Source organism: Variovorax sp. GW821-FHT10D07 (assembly GCF_059415325.1).
This window is the reverse complement of sequence record NZ_JBWKMZ010000011.1, coordinates 1-21476: the sequence shown is the minus strand read 5'-3', so window position 1 is coordinate 21476 and position 21476 is coordinate 1. Positions and strand designations below refer to the sequence as shown.

Annotated in this window: 18 protein-coding genes; 9 read left to right on the top strand and 9 right to left on the bottom strand. The window is 69.9% G+C overall.

The features are described 5' to 3' along the window. The 6 genes from AC07PU_RS27785 to AC07PU_RS27760 form a co-directional block, all read right to left on the bottom strand. Complete coding sequence (locus AC07PU_RS27785) at window positions 1-135, bottom strand: hypothetical protein (RefSeq protein ID WP_495321669.1); 135 nt, start codon at window positions 133-135, stop codon at window positions 1-3. A gap of 75 nt (window positions 136-210) precedes the next feature. Continuing rightward, window positions 211-1035: a phosphonoacetaldehyde hydrolase gene (gene phnX / locus AC07PU_RS27780; RefSeq protein ID WP_495321668.1), complete on the bottom strand. Its 825-nt coding sequence runs from the start codon at window positions 1033-1035 to the stop codon at window positions 211-213. Window positions 1036-1064: 29 nt separating this feature from the next. Next, window positions 1065-2198 carry a TIGR03364 family FAD-dependent oxidoreductase gene (locus AC07PU_RS27775; RefSeq protein ID WP_495321667.1) on the bottom strand — a complete coding sequence of 378 codons (1134 nt, stop codon included), beginning with the start codon at window positions 2196-2198 and terminating at the stop codon, window positions 1065-1067. Beyond that, on the bottom strand, window positions 2195-3910 hold the full coding sequence (locus AC07PU_RS27770) for a putative 2-aminoethylphosphonate ABC transporter permease subunit (protein ID WP_495321666.1): 1716 nt from the start codon (window positions 3908-3910) through the stop codon (window positions 2195-2197). The genes AC07PU_RS27775 and AC07PU_RS27770 overlap by 4 nt, the downstream gene beginning before the upstream one ends. Window positions 3911-4206: 296 nt before the next feature. Then, a complete protein-coding gene (locus AC07PU_RS27765) occupies window positions 4207-5283 on the bottom strand; it encodes an ABC transporter ATP-binding protein (RefSeq protein ID WP_296801450.1) in 1077 nt (358 codons plus the stop codon). 65 nt (window positions 5284-5348) lie between these two features. Further along, a complete protein-coding gene (locus AC07PU_RS27760; RefSeq protein WP_057593792.1) occupies window positions 5349-6380 on the bottom strand; it encodes a putative 2-aminoethylphosphonate ABC transporter substrate-binding protein in 1032 nt (343 codons plus the stop codon). Between the two features lie 243 nt (window positions 6381-6623). Between AC07PU_RS27760 and AC07PU_RS27755 the strand changes: the two genes are divergently transcribed. Both AC07PU_RS27755 and AC07PU_RS27750 read left to right on the top strand, forming a co-directional pair. Then, complete coding sequence (locus AC07PU_RS27755) at window positions 6624-7190, top strand: phosphonate degradation HD-domain oxygenase (protein WP_208512514.1); 567 nt, start codon at window positions 6624-6626, stop codon at window positions 7188-7190. A 118-nt stretch (window positions 7191-7308) separates the two neighbouring features. After that, window positions 7309-9093 carry an ABC transporter ATP-binding protein/permease gene (locus tag AC07PU_RS27750; protein ID WP_395348774.1) on the top strand — a complete coding sequence of 595 codons (1785 nt, stop codon included), beginning with the start codon at window positions 7309-7311 and terminating at the stop codon, window positions 9091-9093. Here AC07PU_RS27750 and queC read toward each other — a convergent pair. Then, window positions 9051-9779, bottom strand: coding sequence for a 7-cyano-7-deazaguanine synthase QueC (gene queC / locus AC07PU_RS27745; protein ID WP_495321665.1), 729 nt, complete (start codon window positions 9777-9779; stop codon window positions 9051-9053). The genes AC07PU_RS27750 and queC overlap by 43 nt on opposite strands. Before the next feature lie 159 nt (window positions 9780-9938). Here queC and AC07PU_RS27740 point away from each other — a divergent pair, with 159 nt between their 5' ends. Next, window positions 9939-10349, top strand: a complete 411-nt coding sequence (locus AC07PU_RS27740; RefSeq protein ID WP_296780600.1) for a DUF2177 family protein — start codon at window positions 9939-9941, stop codon at window positions 10347-10349. Here the strand turns inward: AC07PU_RS27740 and AC07PU_RS27735 are convergent, their stop codons facing one another. Together AC07PU_RS27735 and AC07PU_RS27730 are read right to left on the bottom strand one after the other, a co-directional pair. Continuing rightward, entirely contained in the window at window positions 10350-10835 is a 486-nt protein-coding gene (locus AC07PU_RS27735) for a cyanophycin metabolism-associated DUF1854 family protein (RefSeq protein ID WP_093355377.1), read from the bottom strand. Continuing rightward, on the bottom strand, window positions 10835-13117 hold the full coding sequence (locus tag AC07PU_RS27730; protein ID WP_093355374.1) for a cyanophycin metabolism-associated ABC transporter: 2283 nt from the start codon (window positions 13115-13117) through the stop codon (window positions 10835-10837). Before AC07PU_RS27730 ends, AC07PU_RS27735 begins: the two co-directional genes overlap by 1 nt. A gap of 139 nt (window positions 13118-13256) precedes the next feature. Between AC07PU_RS27730 and AC07PU_RS27725 the strand changes: the two genes are divergently transcribed. The 6 genes from AC07PU_RS27725 (at window position 13257) to AC07PU_RS27700 (ending at window position 21335) form a co-directional block, all read left to right on the top strand. Beyond that, the gene (locus AC07PU_RS27725; protein WP_256223074.1) at window positions 13257-15494 is read left to right on the top strand and encodes a cyanophycin synthetase; all 2238 of its coding nucleotides are present in this window, start codon (window positions 13257-13259) and stop codon (window positions 15492-15494) included. Window positions 15495-15558: 64 nt separating this feature from the next. Beyond that, entirely contained in the window at window positions 15559-18126 is a 2568-nt protein-coding gene (gene cphA, locus AC07PU_RS27720; RefSeq protein WP_495321664.1) for a cyanophycin synthetase, read from the top strand. 218 nt (window positions 18127-18344) lie between these two features. Then, window positions 18345-18743, top strand: a complete 399-nt coding sequence (locus AC07PU_RS27715) for a hypothetical protein (RefSeq protein ID WP_495321828.1) — start codon at window positions 18345-18347, stop codon at window positions 18741-18743. Between the two features lie 42 nt (window positions 18744-18785). Continuing rightward, the gene (locus tag AC07PU_RS27710) at window positions 18786-19295 is read left to right on the top strand and encodes a hypothetical protein (RefSeq protein WP_495321663.1); all 510 of its coding nucleotides are present in this window, start codon (window positions 18786-18788) and stop codon (window positions 19293-19295) included. Window positions 19296-19507: 212 nt separating this feature from the next. Next, on the top strand, window positions 19508-19777 hold the full coding sequence (locus tag AC07PU_RS27705) for a hypothetical protein (RefSeq protein ID WP_093355358.1): 270 nt from the start codon (window positions 19508-19510) through the stop codon (window positions 19775-19777). A 475-nt stretch (window positions 19778-20252) separates the two neighbouring features. Further along, a complete protein-coding gene (locus tag AC07PU_RS27700; RefSeq protein WP_093355354.1) occupies window positions 20253-21335 on the top strand; it encodes a tartrate dehydrogenase in 1083 nt (360 codons plus the stop codon). Window positions 21336-21476 lie beyond the last annotated feature (141 nt).

Below are 21476 nucleotides of genomic sequence, written 5' to 3'. Positions count from 1 at the left end.
TCAGGCCTGCGACGGCGCGACGAGCGGCTGCGCGGCCGAGGCCTTGGGCATCGGACCGCCCGGCCTGGGCTTGTCGTCGCAGCCGGCGGCCATCAGGCCGAGGCAGCAGCAGAGTGCGAGGAAGAGGTGTCGCATGGCGGGCATGCTAGGCCCGCTCGATGGGCGGTCAAGTCGGACGCGGGCCCGATCGCGCCGCCGTGAAAACGGAACTCAGCGCCCGGGCCGCTCGCCGGCCGCGAGGCGGCGCTCGATGTCGTCGAGCACCGGCATGAGCTCGGCCACGCTGTCGATCACGTAGTGGGCGCCGGCCGCCTTCAGCTGCTCGGTGGCCTGCTCGCGGCGTGCCTGCTGCTCGTCGGCGCCGAGCGCCTGCCATTCGGCCAGGGTCAGCCCCATCACGTTGCCGCTGACCGCGAGGCCCACGGCCCAGGTGCCGGCGTTCAGGCCTTCCTCGAGGCCCACGCCGGTGTCGTCGACCTTCACCACGGCGTGGGCCGGCCACACGCCGAGGTCGGCGAAGCAGCGGTACATCATCAGCGGCGAAGGCCGGCCGGCCGCGAGGTCGCCCGCGCACACGAGGTTGTCGGGCACGTAGCCACCCTGCGCGGCGATGGCCGTGACCACCTCCATGATCGGGCGGTTGTAGCCGGTGGTCGAGCCGATCTTCAGACCGCGCGCACGCGCGGCGGCCACCGCATCGAGCGCGCCCGGGATGAAGTCGGCATGGTCGCGCGCGCTGGCGGCATTCATCGGCGTGAACACCTCGTAGAGCCGGTCGACGTCGGCATCGCTGAAGGCATGGCCGTGCTTCGCTTCCCACTGCGCGGCGATGCGCGGCAGCGAGCCCAGCGCCTTGATGTGGTCCCACTTGGCCATGCCCATCGGGCCGCGCGCCTCGGCGATGGTGATCTCGATGCCGAACTGCTCGAACAGCTTCACGAAGGCGCCCATGGGCGCGCAGGAGCCGAAGTCGAGGATGGTGCCGGCCCAGTCGAAGACGACGGCCTGGAGCCTGGAGGAATGCGTGGCGGACATGAAGAAGGACTCGCGTGAATGAAAAGGGATCACCAGCCGGCGAACACGTCGTGCGCGATGCCGAAGCCGGTGCTGGCGCCGGTGCCGCTGGTGACCAGCACCACGCGGGTCGCGTCGTCGGGCGCGTCGATCACGCAGGGCGTGGTCTTCGAGGAGGGATAGACGCCGTTCCAGCGCTCGACGATCTGGGCGCTCTCGAGGTCGAGCGTGCTGCGCAGGTGGCGCAGGATCAGGCGGTCGACCTCCTCCAGCGCGAAGGGCTCGGGCGCGGCGGCGTAGTGGTGCGAATCGCCGACCACCAGCGAGCCGTCGGCGCTCTGCACCACGATCAGGTGGATGCCGTGCGCGAGCGAAGCGGCCTCCTCCTGCTGCAGGCGCTCGCGCAGCGCGGCCGCCTCGGGCAGCGTGCTGTAGCCCTCGTAGCGCACCAGGCTCAGGTCCATCATCACCGAGCCCGGCAGCCGGAAGCCGGCCTCGGGCTGCACGCGCAGCATCTGCAGCCGGCACAGGGTGAGGTCGTGGGCCGCGATGCGATCGGCGAACAGGCCATGCAGTTCGCTGTTGGTGCAGACCACCACGCGCTCGGCATGCAGCTCGCCGCGCGAGGTGCGCACGCGCGGCGTCTGCACCTCGAGCACGGCCTCGCCGAAGCGGAAGGTCACGCCGTGCGCGCGCGCCAGCCAGGTGGCGAGCCGGGCGATCGCGGTGCGCGATTCCACGCGCAGCTCGTGCGGGCTGAACAGCACCGAGCGCGCCTCGGCCAGGTGCAGCGCGGGCGCCTTGGCCTGGGCCTCGGCGGCATCGATGAGTTGGCAGGCCTCGCCCATGGGCGTGCGCATGAAGGCCTCGAGCACCGCATGCGCCTCGGGCCGGTAGGCCGCGAGCCACAGGTGGCGGTGCACGATGTCGATGTCGGCCTGCGGCGCGATCTCCTGCCACACATCGCGCGAATGCATGGCGCGGCGCCAGCTGTCGCCCGGCGCCTGGCCGGTCACGGTGATGAAGCCGAAGTTGCGGATCGAGGCACCGATGCAGGCGGCGTCGCGCTCGATCACGCAGACCCGCAGGCCGCGCTTGACGGCCGTGTAGGCGTGCGCGAGGCCGACGATGCCGGCGCCGACGACGATGACGTCGAAGGAGGAGGAGTTGGGAGCGGCGGTCAACGGTGTCTCCAGGCTTGGGTGCGCGCGAGCGCCCAGTGGCCGGCCAGCGCGAACAGGCCGCGGCCGGCGGCGGCCGTGAGCATGATCAGCGAGGCCATGGCCGCGGCGGGCGCCACGTCGCCGGCATCGTCCATGTTGAGCACGGCGATGGCGGCCAGCGTGGTCTGCGGCGAATAGAGGAACACGACGGCCGAGACGGTGGTCATCGCGTTGACGAAGAAGTAGCCGCCGACGTTGAGCACCGTGGGCAGCGCGACCGGCAGGTGCACGCGCCACAGGGTGCGCCAGAACGGGATGCCCATCGATTCGGAGACCAGCTCGTACTCGCGGTCGAGCTGGCGCAGCGCGGTCAGCGAGGTGAGGTGCGCGACCGAGAAGAAATGCGCCACGGTGCAGACCACGAGGATGGTCATGCTGCCGTAGATGGCGCGCAGCGGGTTCGAGGGCGAGATGAAGAAGAAGATGTAGCCCACGCCGAGCACCAGGCCCGGCACGGCGAGCGGCAGGTTGGCCAGCAGGTTCAGCAGTTCGCGCAGCAGGCCGAAGTGGCGCGGCTTCTCGACCAGGTAGGCCGAGACGAAGGTGAGCAGCGCGCCCGCCACGGCGGCGCAGACCGCGAGCCGCAGCGAGTTGAAGTAGCTGCCCCAGCCGCCGCCGTCCATGTTGCTGAAGTCGTAGTTCTTGAACGAGGGCGCGAGCTGGTAGGGCCAGTAGGTGGCGAGCGAGGCGAACACGGCCATGCCGATCATCACGAGGATGGCGCAGGCCGTGAGTGCGCAGAACACGAGCAGCGCGCGGTCGCGCGTGCGCACCGGCTCGGGCTGGTAGGGCGTGGCGCGCGCCGACAGCGCCGCGGCCTGCTTGCGACGCACATGGCGCTCGACCAGGAAGGACAGCACGGCCGGGATCAGCAGCACGAAGCCCACCACCGCGCCCATCTGGAAGTTCTGTTGCCCGACCACCTGCTTGTAGATGTCGGTCGCGAGCACGCCGGTCTGGCCGCCCACCACCTTGGGCACGCCGAAGTCGGTGATCACCAGCACGAACACCACCATCGCGGCCACGATCAGCCCGTAGCGCGTGGACGGCAAGGTGACGGTGCGGAACATGCGCCAGCGCGAAGCACCGAGGGTCTGCGCGGCCTCGTAGAGGCGGCCGTCGGAGGTCGCCATCGCGGTGGTGAGGATCAGCAGCGCATGCGGCAGGGTCCAGAACACCGAGCCCAGCACGATGCCCAGCGGACCGTAGATGGACGCGCCACCGAGCAGGCCCTTGAACAGGCCCTGGTTGCCGAACAGGTAGACCAGGCTGATGGCGGGCAGCAGCGAGGGCGCGAGCAGCGGTATCAGCGCGACGGCGCGCAGCACGCCCTTGGCCGGCATGCACGAGAGCGTGAGGCCATACGCGTAGACGTAGGCGATGGCGGTGCAGATCACGGCGCTGATCGCGGCCAGCCAGAGGCTGTTGAAGGCGGACTGGACCAGGGCGGGGTTGTCGAGGTAGCGCGCGAAGTTGGCGAGGCCTACGAAGCCGCCTTCGCGGTCGAAGAAGCTCTGACCCACGAGTGCGCTGACCGGGAAGGCGACGATGACCAGCAGCAATGCGACGACGAGCAGTACCGCGGCGCCGGTGAGCCAGCGTTCGCGGTCTACGGCGTTGGTGCGTATCGGCGCTGCGGGGATTACTGCAATGGCTTCTTGGGTGCTGCTCATTTTGATTGTCCGGGGCGCGTGCACAGGACAGCGGGTACTTCCCTCCGCGAATGTCCCCCGCCTTCGGCTCCTCCTTTATTTCGCTGCGGGAAGCACCCACTGCCCTGTGCACGGAGGCGCAGCAGTGGTGCGGGCCGATTCAGCCGCCGCGTCCCAGGCTCACGTCGATGGGGTACTCCCCGCAGCGAAATAAAGGAGGAGCCCGAAGGGCGGGGGACATTCGCGGAGGGGAGTACCCCGTCGGCGTGAGTCCGCCCCGAGCGGACCCTATCGAGAGCCAGAGCGCAAGACGTCATTCAATGCGCCAGCACCGACAGCGCATGCAAAGGCAACTGGATATGCACCATGCTGCTCGGCACCAGCGGCTCGCCGCCATTGCCTTGCGCATCGGCCGGCAGCTCGGCCTCGATCTCGATGCCCAGCGGCTCGCAGGCCAGGCGCGCGGCGGTGCGGTTGCCGAAGAACTCGGTGTCGAGCAGACGCGCCGCGAAGCTGTTGGCGCCGAGCTCGGCACCGAAGCGCTTCACCACCACGTGCTCGGGACGAATGCCCACGGTGGCCTGCGAACCCACGCTGAGGTTGCCGGGGGCGCAGAACAGCTCGGCGTCGCGCACGCGCACCTTGCCGTCGGCCAGCACCGTGGCCGGCAGCATGTTCATGCGGCCGACGAAGCCCGCCACGAAACGCGTGCGCGGCTGGCGGTAGAGCTCGTCGGGCGTGCCGGCCTGCTCGATGCGGCCGTCGTGCATCAACACCACGCGGTCGGCCATCGAGAGTGCCTCTTCCTGGTCGTGCGTGACCATGATGGTGACGATGCCCAGGCGCTTCTGCAGCGCACGGATCTCGGTGCGCAGGCTGGCGCGCACCTGCGCGTCGAGCGCCGACAGCGGCTCGTCGAGCAGCAGCAGGCGCGGATTGGGCGCGAGCGCGCGGGCCAGTGCCACGCGCTGCTGCTGGCCGCCCGAGAGTTGTACCGGGTACTTGTCGGCATGCGCCGCCAGGCCCACCAGGTCGAGCATCTCGCGCGAACGCTTGGCCATCTCGCGCGCCAGCGCGCCCGTGGGATGCAGGCCGTAGGCGATGTTCTGCGCCGCCGTCAGGTTGGGGAACAGCGCATACGACTGGAACACCACCCCGAAGCCGCGCGCCGCCGGCGGCAGGCCCGCGATGTCCTGGCCGCCGAGCAGGATCTGCCCGTGGTCCGCGCGCTCGATGCCGCAGACGATGCGCAGCAAGGTCGTCTTGCCGCAGCCCGAGGGGCCGAGCAGGCAGACGAACTCGCCCGGTTCGATGTCGAGGTCGATGCCGTCGAGCACGCGCGTCGCGCCGAAGGACTTGCCGATGCCGCGGAGGGAAAGAAAGCTCGTCGTCATGCGCGGCTGCCTGCTGGAAGAGAAGAAGAAAAAAGGAAAGAGGGATGCGAAGAGCCGTCAGCCCCTCACATCGGCTTCTTCTCGGACTTCGATTCGTAGCGCTTGGACCACTCGGCCAGGATGCGGTCGCGGTTCGCGGCGGCCCAGGTGAAGTCGTTCTTGGCCAGCAGCTTCTCCACGTCGCCCGGCACGAATTCCAGCTTCTCCTGGATGCCCGGCAGCGCCAGCACCGCGAAGTTCTTCGCATAGAGCTCGTTGGCCTGCTTCGTCACGGCCCAGTCGGCCAGTGCCTTGGCGGCTTCCTGCTTCTTGCTGGTCTTGATGATGCCGGTGGCTTCCATGTCCCAGCCCAGGCCTTCCTTCGGCAGCACGATGTCGATCGGCGCGCCGTCGCGCTTGGTCTTGTTGGCGCGGTATTCGAAGGACATGCCGAGCGCGAACTCGCCGGCGCCGGCCTGGCGGCAGGGCTTGCTGCCCGACTGGCTGTAGATGCCGATGTTCTGATGCAGCGCGTCCATGTACTTCCAGGCCTTGTCCTCGCCCATCATCTGGATCCAGCCCGAGACCATCAGGTAGCCGGTGCCCGAGGCGGCCGGGTTGGGCATCGTGATCTGGCCCTTGTAGACCGGGTTCGTGAGGTCGGCCCAGCTCGTGGGCTTGGGCAGGTTCTTCTTGGTTGCTTCGGCGGTGTTGAAGCAGATGGCCGAGGACCACACGTCCATGCCGACCCACTTGGGCGGGTTGGCCGGATCGCGCATGGTGGGCTTCACCGCGTCGAGGCCCTTGGGCGCGTAGGGCTGCAGCATGCCTTCCTTGTCGAGCAGCATCAGCGAGGTGGCGGCCAGGCCCCACACCACGTCGGCCTGCGGGTTGGCCTTCTCGGCCAGCAGCTTGGCGGTGACGATGCCGGTGGAGTCGCGCACGAACTTCAGCTCGATGGTCGGGTTCTCCTTCTCGAACGCGGCCTTGTAGGCCTGCACCTGGTCGGCCTCGAGCGCGGTGTAGACCAGCAGCTCGGTGCGGCCCTGGGCGGTGGCGGCGAAGGCCAGCGAAAGCAGGGCGGGCACGGCGGCCCAGCGAAGACAACGACGCAGCATGGTGAGATCCCTCGGGAAAGAATTGGAGCGAAAAACGGGAGAAAAACGAAAACGCAACACGGTGGCGCAGGCCTGCCGTGGACGCGGCGATGCTGGCAGCGGCGTGTGACAGGGATTTGTCAAACGCATGCGTTGGGGCATGCCAAAACCCTTCCCGCGACCGGGCTCGCACGGGCGGTCACGGCCTTGTCATCGAGATCCGCGAACTTCGGTGTGCTGTCGCCCGCGCTTCGTTTCAGAACAATGACACTCGACCTCGCCGAGATCGCCCGCCTGTTTGCCGAACGCGGCGGCGTCGCCTATGCGGGCGAGCCGGTGTCGCAGGCCGAGCACGCGCTGCAATGCGCCTGGCTGGCCGAACAGGCCGGGGCCGGCGACGCGCTGGTCACGGCCGCGCTGCTGCACGACCTGGGCCACATGCTGATCACCGAGCACCAGACGCTCGAGCGCTCGCCGACCGAGCTCGGCATCGACGACCGCCACCAGTACATCGCGCTGCCACTGCTGCGCGGCGCCTTCGGCCTCGAGGTGCGCGAACCGATCCGGCTGCACGTGGATGCCAAGCGCTACCTCTGCGCGACCCGGCCCGACTACTTCGCGCGGCTCTCGCCCGATTCGGTGCGCAGCCTGCAACTGCAGGGCGGGCCGATGAACGACGCGGCCGCGCGGCGCTTCGCCGACCATCCGTGGTCGGGCGATGCGATCCGGCTGCGGCTGTGGGACGAGGAGGCGAAGGTCGAAGGCCTGAAGACGCCGCCGCTGGCCCACTTCCTGGCGACCGCGGCGCGCGTGATGCTGGACACCTACTGAGGGCGGCGCAGGCCGGTCGCATGCCGTGCCGGCATGTTTCAGCCCGGTTTAAGAAACATTTGTCTACTATGGCCTCCTCACGATGACCGGCGCGCCTGCGCCAGCGAGGAAAGCCAGCATGTCCCCCACCGTCAACGAACGCGCCCAGACCTTCCTGCAGGTGCTGCGCCGCGTCTTCAAGCTCGCGGCGCCCTACTTCCGGTCCGACGAGAAATGGAAGGCGCGGCTCATGTTCGCGACCATCGTCGCGCTCAACCTGGGCTACGTGTACGTGGCGGTGCTCGGCAACCAGTGGTATGGGCGCTTCTACGATGCGCTGCAGAACAAGGACGCGGCGAGCTTCTGGCGCGAGGTCGGCGTGTTCGGCTGGATCGCCTTCTTCAACATCGCGGTGCAGGTGCTCAAGTTCTACGTGACACAGCTGCTGCAGCTGCGCTGGCGCACCTGGATGACGCGCGAGTACATGTCGCGCTGGATGGCCGACCGGACCTTCTACCACCTCGAGCTGGCGCGCTACGCCGGCAAGGAAGGCCAGGCGCCCGACAACCCCGACCAGCGGATCCAGGAAGACGTGCAGATGTTCACCAGCGCCACCATGTCGCTGTCGATGGGCCTGCTGAACGCGGTCGTCACGCTGATGAGCTTCATCGGCCTGCTCTGGGGCCTGTCGGGCAACTTCTCGTTCACCTTCAGCGGCACCACCTACCAGGTGGTGGGCGCGATGGTCTGGATCGCGCTCGCCTACTCCATCGTCGGCACCGCGATCACGCACTTCATCGGCCGCCCGCTGATCGGGATCAACTTCCGCCAGCAGCGCTACGAGGCCGACTTCCGGCACCACCTGATGCGCGTGCGCGAATACAGCGAAGCGGTGGCGCTGGACCACGGCGAGAAGGTCGAGCGCGCCCAGCTCGACACGCGCTTCGGCAACGTGCTGCGCAACTACCTGCTGCTGATCAAGCAGCAGAAGAACCTCGTCACCTTCACCTCCTTCTTCGGCCAGGCGGCCGTGATCTTTCCGTTCCTGGTCGCGGGGCAGCAGTACTTCGGCGGCGCCTTCCAGCTCGGCCACCTGATGCAGATCGGCTCGGCCTTCGGCAAGGTGCAGGAGTCGCTGAGCTGGTTCGTCGACAACTACGACAGCCTGGCCGTCTGGCGCGCCACCGCGGACCGCCTCTCGAGCTTCGACGAGGGCATGACCGCGCACGCCGCGCGCCCCGAAACGCTGGAGCGCGCGCCGGCCGCGGCGCTGAGCACGCAGGACCTGTCGGTCGCGCTGCCCAACGGCACGCCGCTGCTCAGCGGCGCCGCCCTGTCGGTGCAGCCCGGCGACAGCGTGCTGGTGCAAGGTCCCTCGGGCAGCGGCAAGTCGACGCTGTTCCGCGCCTTCGCGGGCATCTGGCCGTTCTCGAAGGGCCGGCTCGAAGTGCCCGAGGACGTGGCCTTCATGCCCCAGCGTCCCTACGTGCCGGACGGCAAGCTGCGCGATGCCCTGACCTATCCCAACCCGTCGACGGATTTCAGCGACGACCAGTTGCGCCAGGCCCTGGCCGATGCGCTGCTGCCCGACCTCGTGGCGCGCCTCGACGACAGCGACGCCTGGGGCCAGAAGCTCTCGGGCGGCGAGCAGCAGCGGCTCGCGATCGCGCGCGTGCTGCTCAAGAAGCCGCGCTGGATCTTCGCCGACGAGATCAGTAGCGCGCTCGACGCGCCGGCCGAGCGCACGCTCTACCAGCGGCTGGCCGGGATGGTGCGCGAGAAAGGCGGCGCGATGGTCTCGATCGCGCACCGCGCCGCGGTCGGCGAGTTCCACACCCAGCGCTGGACGCTGGTGCCCGAGGCCGAGGGCGCGCCCGCGCGCTACCGCGTGGAGGTGGTGCCGGGCACGGCCGGCTCGGCATAGCGCGCCCAGCCCCGGGCTCGCAGCTCGCAGGCCGGGCACTCGCCGCACCCGTAGCCCCAGGCATGGCGGTGCGTGCGGTCGCCCAGGTAGCAGGTGTGGGTCTCCTCCACGATCAGGTCCACCAGCGGCTGGCCGCCGAGGCGGTGCGCGAGCTGCCAGGTCTCGGCCTTGTCGATCCACATCAGCGGCGTGTCGATCACCAGCCGGCGCTCCAACCCCAGCGACAGCGCGAGCTGCATCGCCTTCATGGTGTCGTCGCGGCAGTCAGGGTAGCCCGAGAAGTCGGTCTCGCAGACGCCGGTGACGATCACCTGCAGCCCGCGCCGGTAGGCCAGCGCGCCGGCCAGCGTGAGGAACAGCAGGTTGCGCCCCGGCACGAAGGTGTTGGGCAGGCCGTCGGCCTGCATCTCGAACGCGACCTCCTCGGTCAGCGAGGAGCCGCCGAGCTGCGCCAGCGCCGCCAGCGTGAGCACGTGGTCCTGGCCCAGGCGCGGCGCCCAGTCGGGAAAGCGCTCGCGCAGCGAGGCCAGGATGCCGGCGCGCACGTCGAGTTCGACGCGGTGGCGCTGGCCGTAGTCGAAGCCCAGGGTCTCGACGCGCTGGTACTTCGAGAGGGCGTCGGCCAGGCAGGTGGTGGAGTCCTGCCCGCCGGAGAACAGGACGAGGGCGGTGGTGTGCAGGGGCATGGTGGGCTCAAGGAATGGATGGCAAGGCGCGTCGGTGCGCGGGAACGACGGAGCTGTAGTCCGAACGCGCGATTTTCGCAGCCCGCGCCGCCGGCGCTACCCGCGGCCCCCGGGCCTCGCTACGATGGCCGCGACACCCCACCCATCCGCACCGCCGCCATGACCACCAAACACCTCGCCGCCTGGGCCGCCACCTTCCTCGTGATGGCGCTGATCGATTCGCTCTGGCTCGGCGTGATCGCCAAGAACCTCTACCAGCAGGGGCTGGGCCACCTGATGGCCTCCGAGCCGAAGCTGGGCTTCGCGGCGCTGTTCTACCTGCTGTACCCGGTGGGCCTGGTGTTCTTCGCGGTGCTGCCCGGCGCCGAGGCCGCGAGCCTCGCGCGTACCGCGCTGCTGGGCGCCCTGCTCGGCCTGTTCGCCTACGCCACCTACGACCTCACCAACCTCTCGATCATGAAGGGCTGGCCGCTGGGCCTGTCGCTGCTCGACATGGCCTGGGGCACCTTCGCGAGCGGCGTGGCGGCGACGGCGGGCGGGGCGGCGCTGCGCTGGATGGGCTCTCGCTGACTAGAGAAAGCGCTCGAGCAACTTGCGCGACGCGCGGTCGAGCGCCTTCAGATCGGCGATGCGGAACTGCACCCCGTGCGCGCTCGCGATCAGCAGCGCGCCGTGCTCGAGCCGGCGGATGTCCTCCTCGGCCTTGAGCACGAAGCGGGTGTCGCCACGGTCGGTGCTCACGGTCCAGGTGCTGGGCACACCGAAGCTCGACACGGCATGCAGCTTGAGCAGCGTGGGCGCGAAGTCGCGCACCGCGAGTTCCTCCTCGAGCAGCGCGCGCGCCGCGGGCGGCAGCTGATCGACGCGGTCGATCCAGACCAGCTCGCGGCCCTCGCCACCGACCAGCGAGATGCCTTCGCCCGGCGCGCTGAGCGGGAAGGCCCGCACCGGCGCGACGCCCACGTGCCGCTGGCCCTGGGCATCGGTCAGCACCAGCCGGCCGAAGGCATCGCGCTCGAGCCCGAAGCCGGGCGGGGTGATCGTCGTCGTTTCCATCATGCGTCTCCCGCCGGATGCGCCGCATGGCTCACCGGGATGCCCTGCGCGCCCACGCGCTCGTTGGCCGCGCCTTCGCTCGCGTCGTCGTCGCCCTGGCGCAGTTGCGCCTGGTAGAGGCGCCAGTAGGCGCCCTGCTTGGCCATGAGCGCGTCGTGCGGGCCGACCTCGACGATCTCGCCGCGGTCCATCACCACCAGGCGGTCGGCCTTGCGCAGGGTCGAGAGCCGGTGCGCGATCGCGATCGTGGTGCGGCCCTGCACGAGGTTGTCGAGCGCCTTCTGGATCTCCTTCTCGGTCTCGGTGTCGACCGCCGAGGTGGCCTCGTCGAGGATCAGGATGCGCGGGTCGATCAGCAGCGCGCGCGCGATGCTGATGCGCTGGCGCTCGCCGCCCGACAGGCCCTGGCCGCGCTCGCCCACCAGCGAGTCGTAGCCATGCGGCAGCCGCAGGATGAAGTCGTGCGCATGGGCGGCGCGCGCCGCGGCCACGATCTCCTCGCGCGTGGCGTCGGGCTTGCCGTAGGCGATGTTCTGCGCGATGGTGCCGAAGAACAGGAAGGGCTCCTGCAGCACCAGCCCGACGTGGCGCCGGTAGTCGGCCACGGCGAAGCGGCGGATGTCGGTGCCGTCGACCTCGATCGCGCCCTCGGTCGCGTCGTAGAAGCGGCAGATCAGGTTGACCAGCGTGCTCTTGCCCGAGCCGCTGTGGCCCACCAGGCCGATCATCTCGCCGGGCTCGATGCGCAGGTCGAGGTCGTGGATGACGGCGCGCGAGCCGTAGCGGAAGCCCAGCCCGCGCATCGCGATCGCGCCCTGCACCCGCTCCACCTTCACCGGGTTCGCGGGTTCGGGCACGTTGCTCACGTGGTCGAGGATGTCGAAGATGCGCTTGGCGCCGGCCGCGGCCTTCTGCGTCACCGAGACGATGCGGCTCATCGAGTCCATGCGCGTGTAGAAACGGCCGATGTAGGCGATGAAGGCGGTCAGCACGCCCACCGTGATGCTGCCGCGCGCCACCTGCCAGATGCCGAAGCCCCAGACCACCAGCAGGCCGATCTCGGTCAGCAGCGACACCGTGGGCGTGAACACCGACCAGGTGCGGTTGAGCTTGTCGTTGACCTGCAGGTTGTAGGCATTGGCGGCGCGGAAGCGCTCGGCCTCGCGGCGCTCCTGGGCGAAGGCCTTGACCACGCGGATGCCGGGAATGGTGTCGGCCAGCACGTTGGTGACCTCGGACCAGACGCGGTCGATCTTCTCGAAGCCGGTGCGCAGCCGGTCGCGCACCACGTGGATCATCCAGGCGATGAAGGGCAGCGGCACCAGCGTGACCACGGCCAGCAGCGGATTGATCGAGATCAGGATCGCCGCCGTCATGACGATCATCAGCACGTCGTTCGCGAAATCGAGCGCATGCAGCGACAGGAAGACGTTGATGCGGTCGGTTTCGGAGCCGATGCGCGCCATCAGGTCGCCGGTGCGCTTGCCGCCGAAGTAGTCGAGCGGCAGGGTCAGCAGGTGCTCGTAGGTGGTGGTGCGCAGGTCGGCGCCGATGCGCTCGGACACCAGCGCCAGCAGGTAGGTGCGCGCCCAGCCCAGGCCCCAGCCGACCAGCGCCGCGCCGAGCAGGCCGCTCAGGTAGAGGCCCACGCGCATCGGATCGATCTTCTGCCCGTTCTGGAACGGGATCAGGATGTCGTCCATCAGCGGGATCGTGAGGTACGGCGGCACCAGGGTGGCGGCCGTGGACAGCACGGTGAGGAAGAAGCCGGCGATCAGCTGCTTGCGGTAGGGCCGGGCGAAGCGGCCCAGCCGCAGCAGCACCCAGGTCGAGGGCGGGGTCTGGAGCTCGGTGTCGACCTCGTCGGCTTCGGCCTCGGGTGTCGCGCGCGCGACACCGCCGGCATGGCTGGCACGCTGGCCGAACAGCCGCAGCAGGCGCAGCGCGGCGACCTGGCTGGCCAGGGTGTAGCGCCAGCGCGCCAGCCGGCCCTCGCCGCCCACCAGGTCGAGCAGGCCGACCCCCGACTGGTCGCTCAGCTGCAGCGCCAGCGCCGGGTCGGCGAGCGACCACTCACGCCAGACGCCTTTGCCGCCGGGCTCCAGCGCCAGCAGCCGCTGGTCGGTGAGCGCCACCAGGCCAAAACTGAAACGAAGTTCTTCATCGAGGTCAACCGACAGTGTTGCCAGAACGTTTTCCGCGACTGCGAGCCGGCTTTTCAGAGCCTCTGAAACCGCTTCGTTTTCGCCCTCCTGGGTGCCGACTGGATCGTGATGTTGCATTGTGTTTCTTTGACTCTTGCCCGTCGCGGCCCGCTGGGACCGCGCCATGACGCCCTTCGCGGGGCGCCGATTCTGACCGATCGCCATGGGCGCGCTTGAAGGCGCCGCGGTGCTCGGCCAAAGCACATCGAACGTTTGCATGACCCGTTTCGACGACATTCGCCTGCTGCGCATCAACTATTTGCGCGGCCCGAGCATCTGGACCTACCGCCCGGTGCTCGAAGTCTGGCTGGACCTCGGCCGGCTCGAGGAATTCCCCTCCAACAAGATCGAAGGCTTCGGCGACCGGCTGACGACCCTGCTGCCGGCGCTGATCGAGCACCACTGCGGCGTCGGCGAGCGCGGCGGCTTCATCCAGCGGCTGCGCGAAGGCACCTGGTCGGGCCACGTGCTCGAGCACGTGGTGATCGAACTGCTGAACCTGGCCGGCATGGCCACCGGTTTCGGCCAGACCCGCGAGACCTCGGTCTCGGGCACCTACCGCATGGTGTTCCGCTCGCGTGACGAGCAGGTGGCGCGGGTGGCGCTGGCCGAGGGCCACCGCATCATGATGGCCGCGATCAACGACGACCCGATCGGCCCGGCCGACGTGCAGGCCGCGATCGAGGCGATCAAGTCGAAGGTCGATGACTGCTACCTCGGCCCGAGCACCGAGGCGATCGTGAATGCCGCGATCGACCGCGACATCCCCTACATGCGCCTGAACAGCGGCAACCTGGTCCAGATGGGCTACGGCGCCAACCAGCAGCGCATCTGGACCGCCGAGACCGACTACACCAGCGCCATCGGCGAATCGATCGCCAGCGACAAGGTGCTGACCAAGTCGCTGCTCGCGGGCTGCGGCATCCCGGTGCCCGGCGGCCAGGCGGTCGCCAGCCCGGCCGAGGCCTGGGAAGTGGCCGAGGAGATGGGCGTGCCGGTGGTGGTCAAGCCCTCCGACGGCAACCACGGCCGCGGCGTGATCCTCGACCTGACCAAGCGCGAGGACATCGAGGCCGCCTTCTCCGTGGCCGAGCGCCACGGCAGCGAAGTGCTGGTCGAGCGCTACATCCGCGGCGAGGAACACCGCGTGCTGGTGGTCGGCGGCCGCATGGTGGCGGCCGCGCGCGGCGAGACCGTCTGGGTCACGGGCGACGGCAAGTCCGACTGCAGCGAGCTCATCGACCTGCAGATCAACAGCGACCCGCGCCGCGGCGACACCGAGGACTTCCCGCTGTCGTTCCTGGGCGCGCGCGACGGCGCGATCCTGTCGGACCTGCGCCGCCAGGGCCTGGTGCCCGAATCGGTACCCGAGGCCGGCCGCCGCGTGCTGATCCAGCGCAACGGCAACGTCGCGATCGACTGCACCGACAGCGTCCATCCCGAGGTCGCGCACATGGTCGAGCTGGCCGCGCGCGTGGTCGGCCTGGACATCGCCGGCATCGACCTGGTGTGCGAGGACATCTCCAAGCCGCTCGGCCCGCAGGGCGGCGCCATCGTCGAGGTGAACGCCGGCCCCGGCCTGCTGATGCACCTGAAGCCGGCCGTCGGCTCGCCGCGCCCGGTGGGCCGCGCGATCTGCGACCACCTGTTCCCTGACGACTCGCAAGGCCGCATCCCCGTGGTGGGCGTGGCCGGTTCGCGCGACAACGCGGTGATCGCCCGCCTGGTGGCCTGGCTGGTCGGCCTCGGCGGCCGCCACACCGGCCTGGCCTGCCGCGACGGCCTGTTCCTCGAGCGCCGCCGCGTCGATGCGCGCGACAGCGCCAACTGGGAAGCCGGCCACCGCCTGCTGATGAACCGCCAGGTGCAGGCCGTGGTGATCGAGAACGGCGCGCGCACCATCCTGCAGGACGGCCTGCCCTACGACCGCTGCGAGGTCGGCATCGTGACCGACCTCGGCGGCTTCGAGCAGCTCGGCGACTTCGACATCCGCGAGAGCGACCACATGGTCAAGGTGCTGCGCACCCAGGTCGACGTGGTGCTGCCCGAGGGCACCGCGGTGCTCAACGCCGACGACGAACGCGTGGCCGGCCTGGCGCCGCTGTGCGACGGCGCCGTGATCCTCTACAGCGTGGACGCGCAGGCCGCGTCGCTGACGGCCCACCAGGCCGCCGGCGGCAAGGCAGTGCTGATCCGCCAGGACCGCGTGGTGCTGGCCAACGGCACCAGCGAATCGTTCCTGCCGGGCCTGGGCCGCCTTACCGTGTGGCGCGCCACCCATGCGGGCGTCAGCCTCGAGAGCCTGCTGGCCGCCGTGGCCGCGGCCTGGGCGCTGGGCATTCCGCTCAACCTCATCGGCGCGGGCATCGAGGCCTTCGAGGCCGACCTGCAGGCGGCACTGGCCTCGCTGCAGCTCTCGCAGAGCCAGCCCTCGCCCCAACTCCAGCTCGCCTGATCCATCCGGTCCCCCGCGTTCTCGCGGGGCACCCGCCGATACCCCAGAAGAACCGCGCCGCCCCATGAAAGTCACCCGCACCCGCGCCCTTCGCGGCCCCAACCTCTGGAGCCGCCACACCGCCATCGAGGCGGTCGTTGCCTGCGACGGCGACGAGAACGCCATCGGCCGGCTGGCCGGCTTCGAGGACCGCCTGCGCGCGGCCTTCCCGACCATCGGCGAGCTGCACCCGATGGTGCTGGGCCAGCCGCTGGCGCTGGCCCACGTGCTGGAGAACGCGGCCGTGGCGCTGCAGGCCCAGGCCGGCTGCGCGGTCAACTTCGGCCACACCTCGCCGACGTTGGAAGAAGGCGTCTACCAGGTGGTCGTGCAATACACCGAGGAGGCCGTCGGCCGCCGCGCGCTCGAGCTGGCCGAGGCGCTGATCGCCGCGGCGCAGAACGGCACCGCCTTCGACGCCACCGCCGCCATCACCGAGCTGCGCGACCTCGACGAGTCGGAACGCCTGGGCCCGAGCACCGGCTCCATCGTCGACGCCGCCGTGGCGCGCGGCATCCCCTACCGCCGCCTCACCAGCGGCAGCCTGGTGCAGTTCGGCTGGGGCTCGAAGCAGCGCCGCATCCAGGCCGCCGAGGTCGACAGCACCAGCGGCGTGGCCGAGTCGATCGCGCAGGACAAGGAACTCACCAAGCAGTTGCTCAACGCCGCCGGCGTGCCGGTGCCGCTGGGCCGCCCGGTGGCCGACATGGACGATGCCTGGGCCGCCGCGCAGGAGATCGGCCTGCCCGTGGTGGTGAAGCCGCAGGACGGCAACCAGGGCAAGGGCGTGACCGTCAACATCACCACGCGCGAACAGCTCGATGCGGCCTACGCGGCCGCCGATGCCCACGGCGAGGTGATGGTCGAGAAATTCCTGCCGGGCTTCGACTTCCGCCTGCTGGTGGTGGGCGACCGCCTGGTGGCCGCCTCGCGGCGCGATCCGCCGCACGTGATCGGCGACGGCAGCGCCACCGTGCGCCAGCTGGTCGACACGGTCAACCTCGATCCGCGCCGCGGCGAGGGCCATGCCACCTCGCTGACCAAGATCCGCCTCGACGACATCGCCGTCGGCCGGCTCGAAGCGCAAGGTCTCACGCCCGACAGCGTGCCCGCGCTGGGCCAGCGCGTGGTGCTGCGCAACAACGCCAACCTCTCGACCGGCGGCACCGCCACCGACGTGACCGACACCGTGCATCCCGAAGTGGCGGCGCGCGCGGTCGACGCGGCGCAGATGGTCGGCCTGCACATCTGCGGCGTGGACGTGGTCTGCGAGAGCGTGCTGCGCCCGCTCGAGGAGCAGCACGGCGGCATCGTCGAGGTCAATGCCGCACCGGGCCTGCGCATGCACATCTCGCCCTCGTTCGGCCGCGGCCGCGCGGTCGGCGAAGCGGTGGTCGACGCGCTGTTCGCCCATGGCGATGACGGCCGCATCCCGGTGATCGCGGTCACCGGCACCAACGGCAAGACCACCACCACGCGGCTGATCAACCACATCGTCGCCTCCAGCGGCCTGCGCACCGGCATGACCAACACCGACGGCGTGTACGTCGACGGCCGCCAGACCGACAGCGGCGACTGCAGCGGCCCGAAGAGCGCGCGCAACGTGCTGCTGCATCCCGACGTGGACGCGGCGGTGTTCGAGGTCGCGCGCGGCGGCGTGCTGCGCGAGGGCCTGGGCTTCGACCGCTGCTCGGTGGCCGTGGTCACCAACATCGGCAGCGGCGATCACCTGGGCCTGAACTACATCACCACCGTCGAGGACCTCGCGGTGCTCAAGCGCGTGGTGGTGCGCAACGTGGCGCCCGGCGGCTATGCCGTGCTCAACGCGGCCGACCCCAACGTCGCCGCGATGGCCACCAACTGCCCGGGCGAGGTGATCTTCTTCGCGGCCGACCGCCAGCATCCGGTGATGGCCACGCACCGCGCGCAGGGCAAGCGCACCGTCTACGTCGACCAGGACACGGTGGTGGCGGCCGAAGGCTCGTGGCGCGAACGCATCTCGCTGCGCGACGTGCCGATCACGCGCGGCGGCAGCATCGGCTTCCAGGTCGACAACGTGATGGCCGCCGTGGCCGCGGCCTGGGCCGTGGGCCTGGACTGGGACACCATCCGCAGCGGCCTCGCGAGCTTCCTCAACGACGCCGCCGGCGTGCCCGGCCGCTTCAACGTGATGGACTACCGCGGTGCCACCGTGATCGCCGACTACGGCCACAACACCGACGCCATGCGCGCGCTGGTCTCGGCCGTGGACACCATGCCCGCGAAGAAGCGCTCGGTGGTCATCAGCGGCGCGGGCGACCGGCGCGATTCCGACATCCGCGACCAGACCGCGATCCTGGGCCAGGCCTTCGACGACGTGATCCTCTACCAGGACGCGGCCCAGCGCGGCCGCGCCGACGGCGAGGTGATGGGCCTGCTGCGCCAGGGCCTGCAGGGCGCGACCCGCACGCGCCAGATCGACGAGATCCGCGGCGAGTTCATCGCCATCGACGCCGCGCTGGCCCGGCTGCAGCCCGGCGACCTCTCGCTGATCCTGGTCGACCAGGTCGACGAAGCGCTCGCTCACCTCGCGAAGCGCATCGCCGAAGGCTGAGCCCACGGGCCGAGTCCCGCAGCTGCGGGATTCGTCCCACACGCAGGGGCGCGTCCCGCCGGGTCCGCTGTCTGTGCCGTCCCACAGGCCGCGCGCCATGCGCGGCCGGACACTGGCCCTCCAGTCGCGCACTGCCTCGCTCTCGAGGAAGTCGCGTTCTTTCAGGAGGCACGATGACCCCAACAGTTCACCCGGGAACGATCCCGACCCGCCGACCGATGCGGCCGCTGCGTTCCCTTCGCATCCTCGCGCTCGCGGCCGGCCTGGTCGCGCTCGGCGCGCAGGCCCAGGCCCCCGGTTCCGAGGCGCGCATGCAGAAGGAGCGCGCCACCTGCGACGGCGTGCAGCAGGACCGCGCGGCCTGCCTGCGCGAAGCCGGCGCGGCACGGCAGGAAGCCGGCCGCAACGGCCTCACGAGCGCCGATCCCGGCGGCTACGACGCCAATGCGCTCGCGCGCTGCCGCGAACAACCCGCGGCCGATCGCGCCGATTGCGAAGCGCGCATCCGCGGCAGCGCGGGCGCCGGCCGCACCACCACCGAAGGCAGCGTGATGGGCGGCGGCGTGATCCGCGAGACCGTGACGCCGCTTCCCGCGCAGCCGGCACCGGCGCGCTGATCCCTCGTCCTCTTCATCGGCTGATCTCAAGGAGCACACACCATGAACCAGCGTCTTCTTCTCACCCGCGGCGCCATCGCCGCCCTCGTGGCACTCGGCGCCCTGGCGAGCGCCGGCACCGCCAGCGCGCAATCGCGCCGCGGCGAAGCCACCTACGAACGCGAACTGGCCGTCTGCGGCCACAACCAGCAGGACCGCGCGGCCTGCATCCGCGAAGCCGGCGCGGCGCGCCAGGAAGCGGCGCGCGGCGGCCTCACCGCCGCGCCCGACTACCGCCGCAATGCGCTGCAGCGCTGTGCCTTGCAACCGCCGGGCGACCGCGCCGACTGCGAGGCCCGCGTGCTCGGCGGCGAAGGCAACACCCGCGCCGCGGTCGACGGCAGCGTGATGGGCGGCGGCGTGATCCGCGAGTCGGTCACCACGGTCGTGATGCCGGCCCCCGCGCCGTACCCGGTGGCCCCGGCGATGCGCGCGCCCGAGCCCGTGATGGTGCCGCCGGCCGCCTATCCGGCCGCGCCGATGCCCTACCCGGCACCGCAGCCGATCCGCTGATCGACATCGGCATCCGCCACGAGGCGCCCTTCGGGGCGCCTTTTTCATGCGAAAAACCGCCCCGAAGCGCCGAAATCCGGGTGTTTTCCCTCTTGGCGAGGTTCTGCAGGACTGCAATTCGATGCCCCGCAATGTCACAGAATTGTCATAAAAGCCTTGGGGGCTGCTAGCTATAGTTCTCGGCTCCTGCCTTACCGAGAAACTTTTCACCCATGAATGCCATCAAGGTCGCTCGCCGATTCATCGAAACGGACCCGGCCAACGAATCGGCCAAGATCCTCGCCCAGCTCGTGCTGGCCCTCGAATCCGAACACAGCTTCGAACTCGTCACGCTCTACAGCCTCGACTACAAGAGCTTCCAGCTGGCGATGGACATCCTCAAGGAATGGCGCCTCGACCGCTACTACGCCAGCAAGTCCAAGCTGTTCGATCTGTCGCTGCAAGTCACCGAGCTCGACAAGAGCAGCAGCAGCAGCAACTGAGATTCGACGGTTCCGCGCTTTTTCGTTTTCCGCTTTCCTCCCTCCCCTCCCCGCCTCTCTCTTTCTCCCAGTTCCCCTCGCGTTCGACGCGACCGCTGCACCGTCGCAGCCGGCTGATCCGCTTCCCTCTCGCCTCCCGAACCCGCGCCGCGCGACGCGCCTGCTTTTGCGTGGGCGCGCGGCGGGAGCGCGCTCGCGTGGCGCTGGCACGCGAGCGTGTCGCGCCCGTGTCCCGGGATCGCCGATTGGGCCTTCAGCTTTCTAATTTTTGGAAGGCCAAGCGCTAGAACTAGCCCGGTTCATTACCGATCTCCCTGGAAAGACCCGCCGCAGCCCCTTCCAATATTGGCAAGCCGGCGTACGTGCCATTCCCGATCCCGCCCCGCCGATCCAGTCCTAGACTCCGACGCGGCAGGCGCACGCCCCGCATGACGGGCGCCCCGCGCCGTCCCTCATCAACCGGGTACTGGATCAAATGCAAGCAAAACACAGGATCGCCGTCATTCCCGGCGACGGCATCGGCGTCGAGGTGATGCCCGAGGGCCTTCGCGTGCTGGACGCCGTGGGCCGCCGCTTCGGCATCGATTTCTCGTTCGACCACTTCGACTGGGGCTCGGACCACTACGTGCGCACCGGCCTGATGATGCCGGCCGACTGGGACGACAAGATCCAGGGCCACGACGCGATCTACTTCGGCGCGGTGGGCGCGCCCGACAAGGTGCCCGACCACATCGCGGTGTGGGGCCTGTTGATCAAGATCCGCCGCGAGTTCGACCAGTACGTGAACCTGCGCCCGGTGCGCCTGATGCCCGGCGTGCCCGGCCCGCTGGCGCACCGCCAGCCCGGCGACATCGACTTCCTGGTGGTGCGCGAGAACACCGAGGGCGAATACACCTCGGTCGGCGGTCGCCTGTTCGAGGGCACGCCGCGCGAGATGGCGATCCAGGAAGCGGTGTTCACGCGCACGGGCGTGGACCGGATCATCGACTACGCGTTCCAGCTGGCGAGCCGCCGCAAGCGCAAGAACCTGGTGGCCGCGACCAAGTCGAACGGGATCTCGATCACGATGCCCTACTGGGACGAGCGCCTGGCCGAGATCGCGAAGCGCTACCCCGACGTGGCGACGAGCAAGTACCACATCGACATCCTGTGCGCGCACTTCGTGCAGCACCCGGACTGGTTCGACGTGGTGGTGGCCTCCAATCTGTTCGGCGACATCCTGTCGGACCTGGGCCCGGCCTGCACCGGCACCATCGGCATCGCGCCCTCGGGCAACCTCAACCCCGAGCGCAAGTTCCCCTCGCTGTTCGAACCCGTGCACGGCTCGGCCCCCGACATCGCCGGCAAGGGCATCGCCAACCCCATCGGCCAGATCTGGTCGGCCGCGCTGATGCTCGACCACCTCGGCGGCGACAACCCGGTCTACGCCGAAGCCTCGGCCGCCGTGCTCTCGGCCATCGAGACCGTGCTCAGCGAAGGTCCGCGCACCCGCGACATGGGTGGCACCGCCAACACCGTCGACGTGGGGCGTGCGATCGCCGAGTGCATCTCGGCATGAGTCCTCGCGCCTGCCGTACGGTCCGTCGCGCCCTGGATGAGGTGCGTGGGTCGGGGCGGGCGCGCGCCGATGGGGTACTCCCCTCCGCGAATGTCCCCCGCCTTCGGCTCCTCCTTTATTTCGCTGCGGGGAGTACCCCAT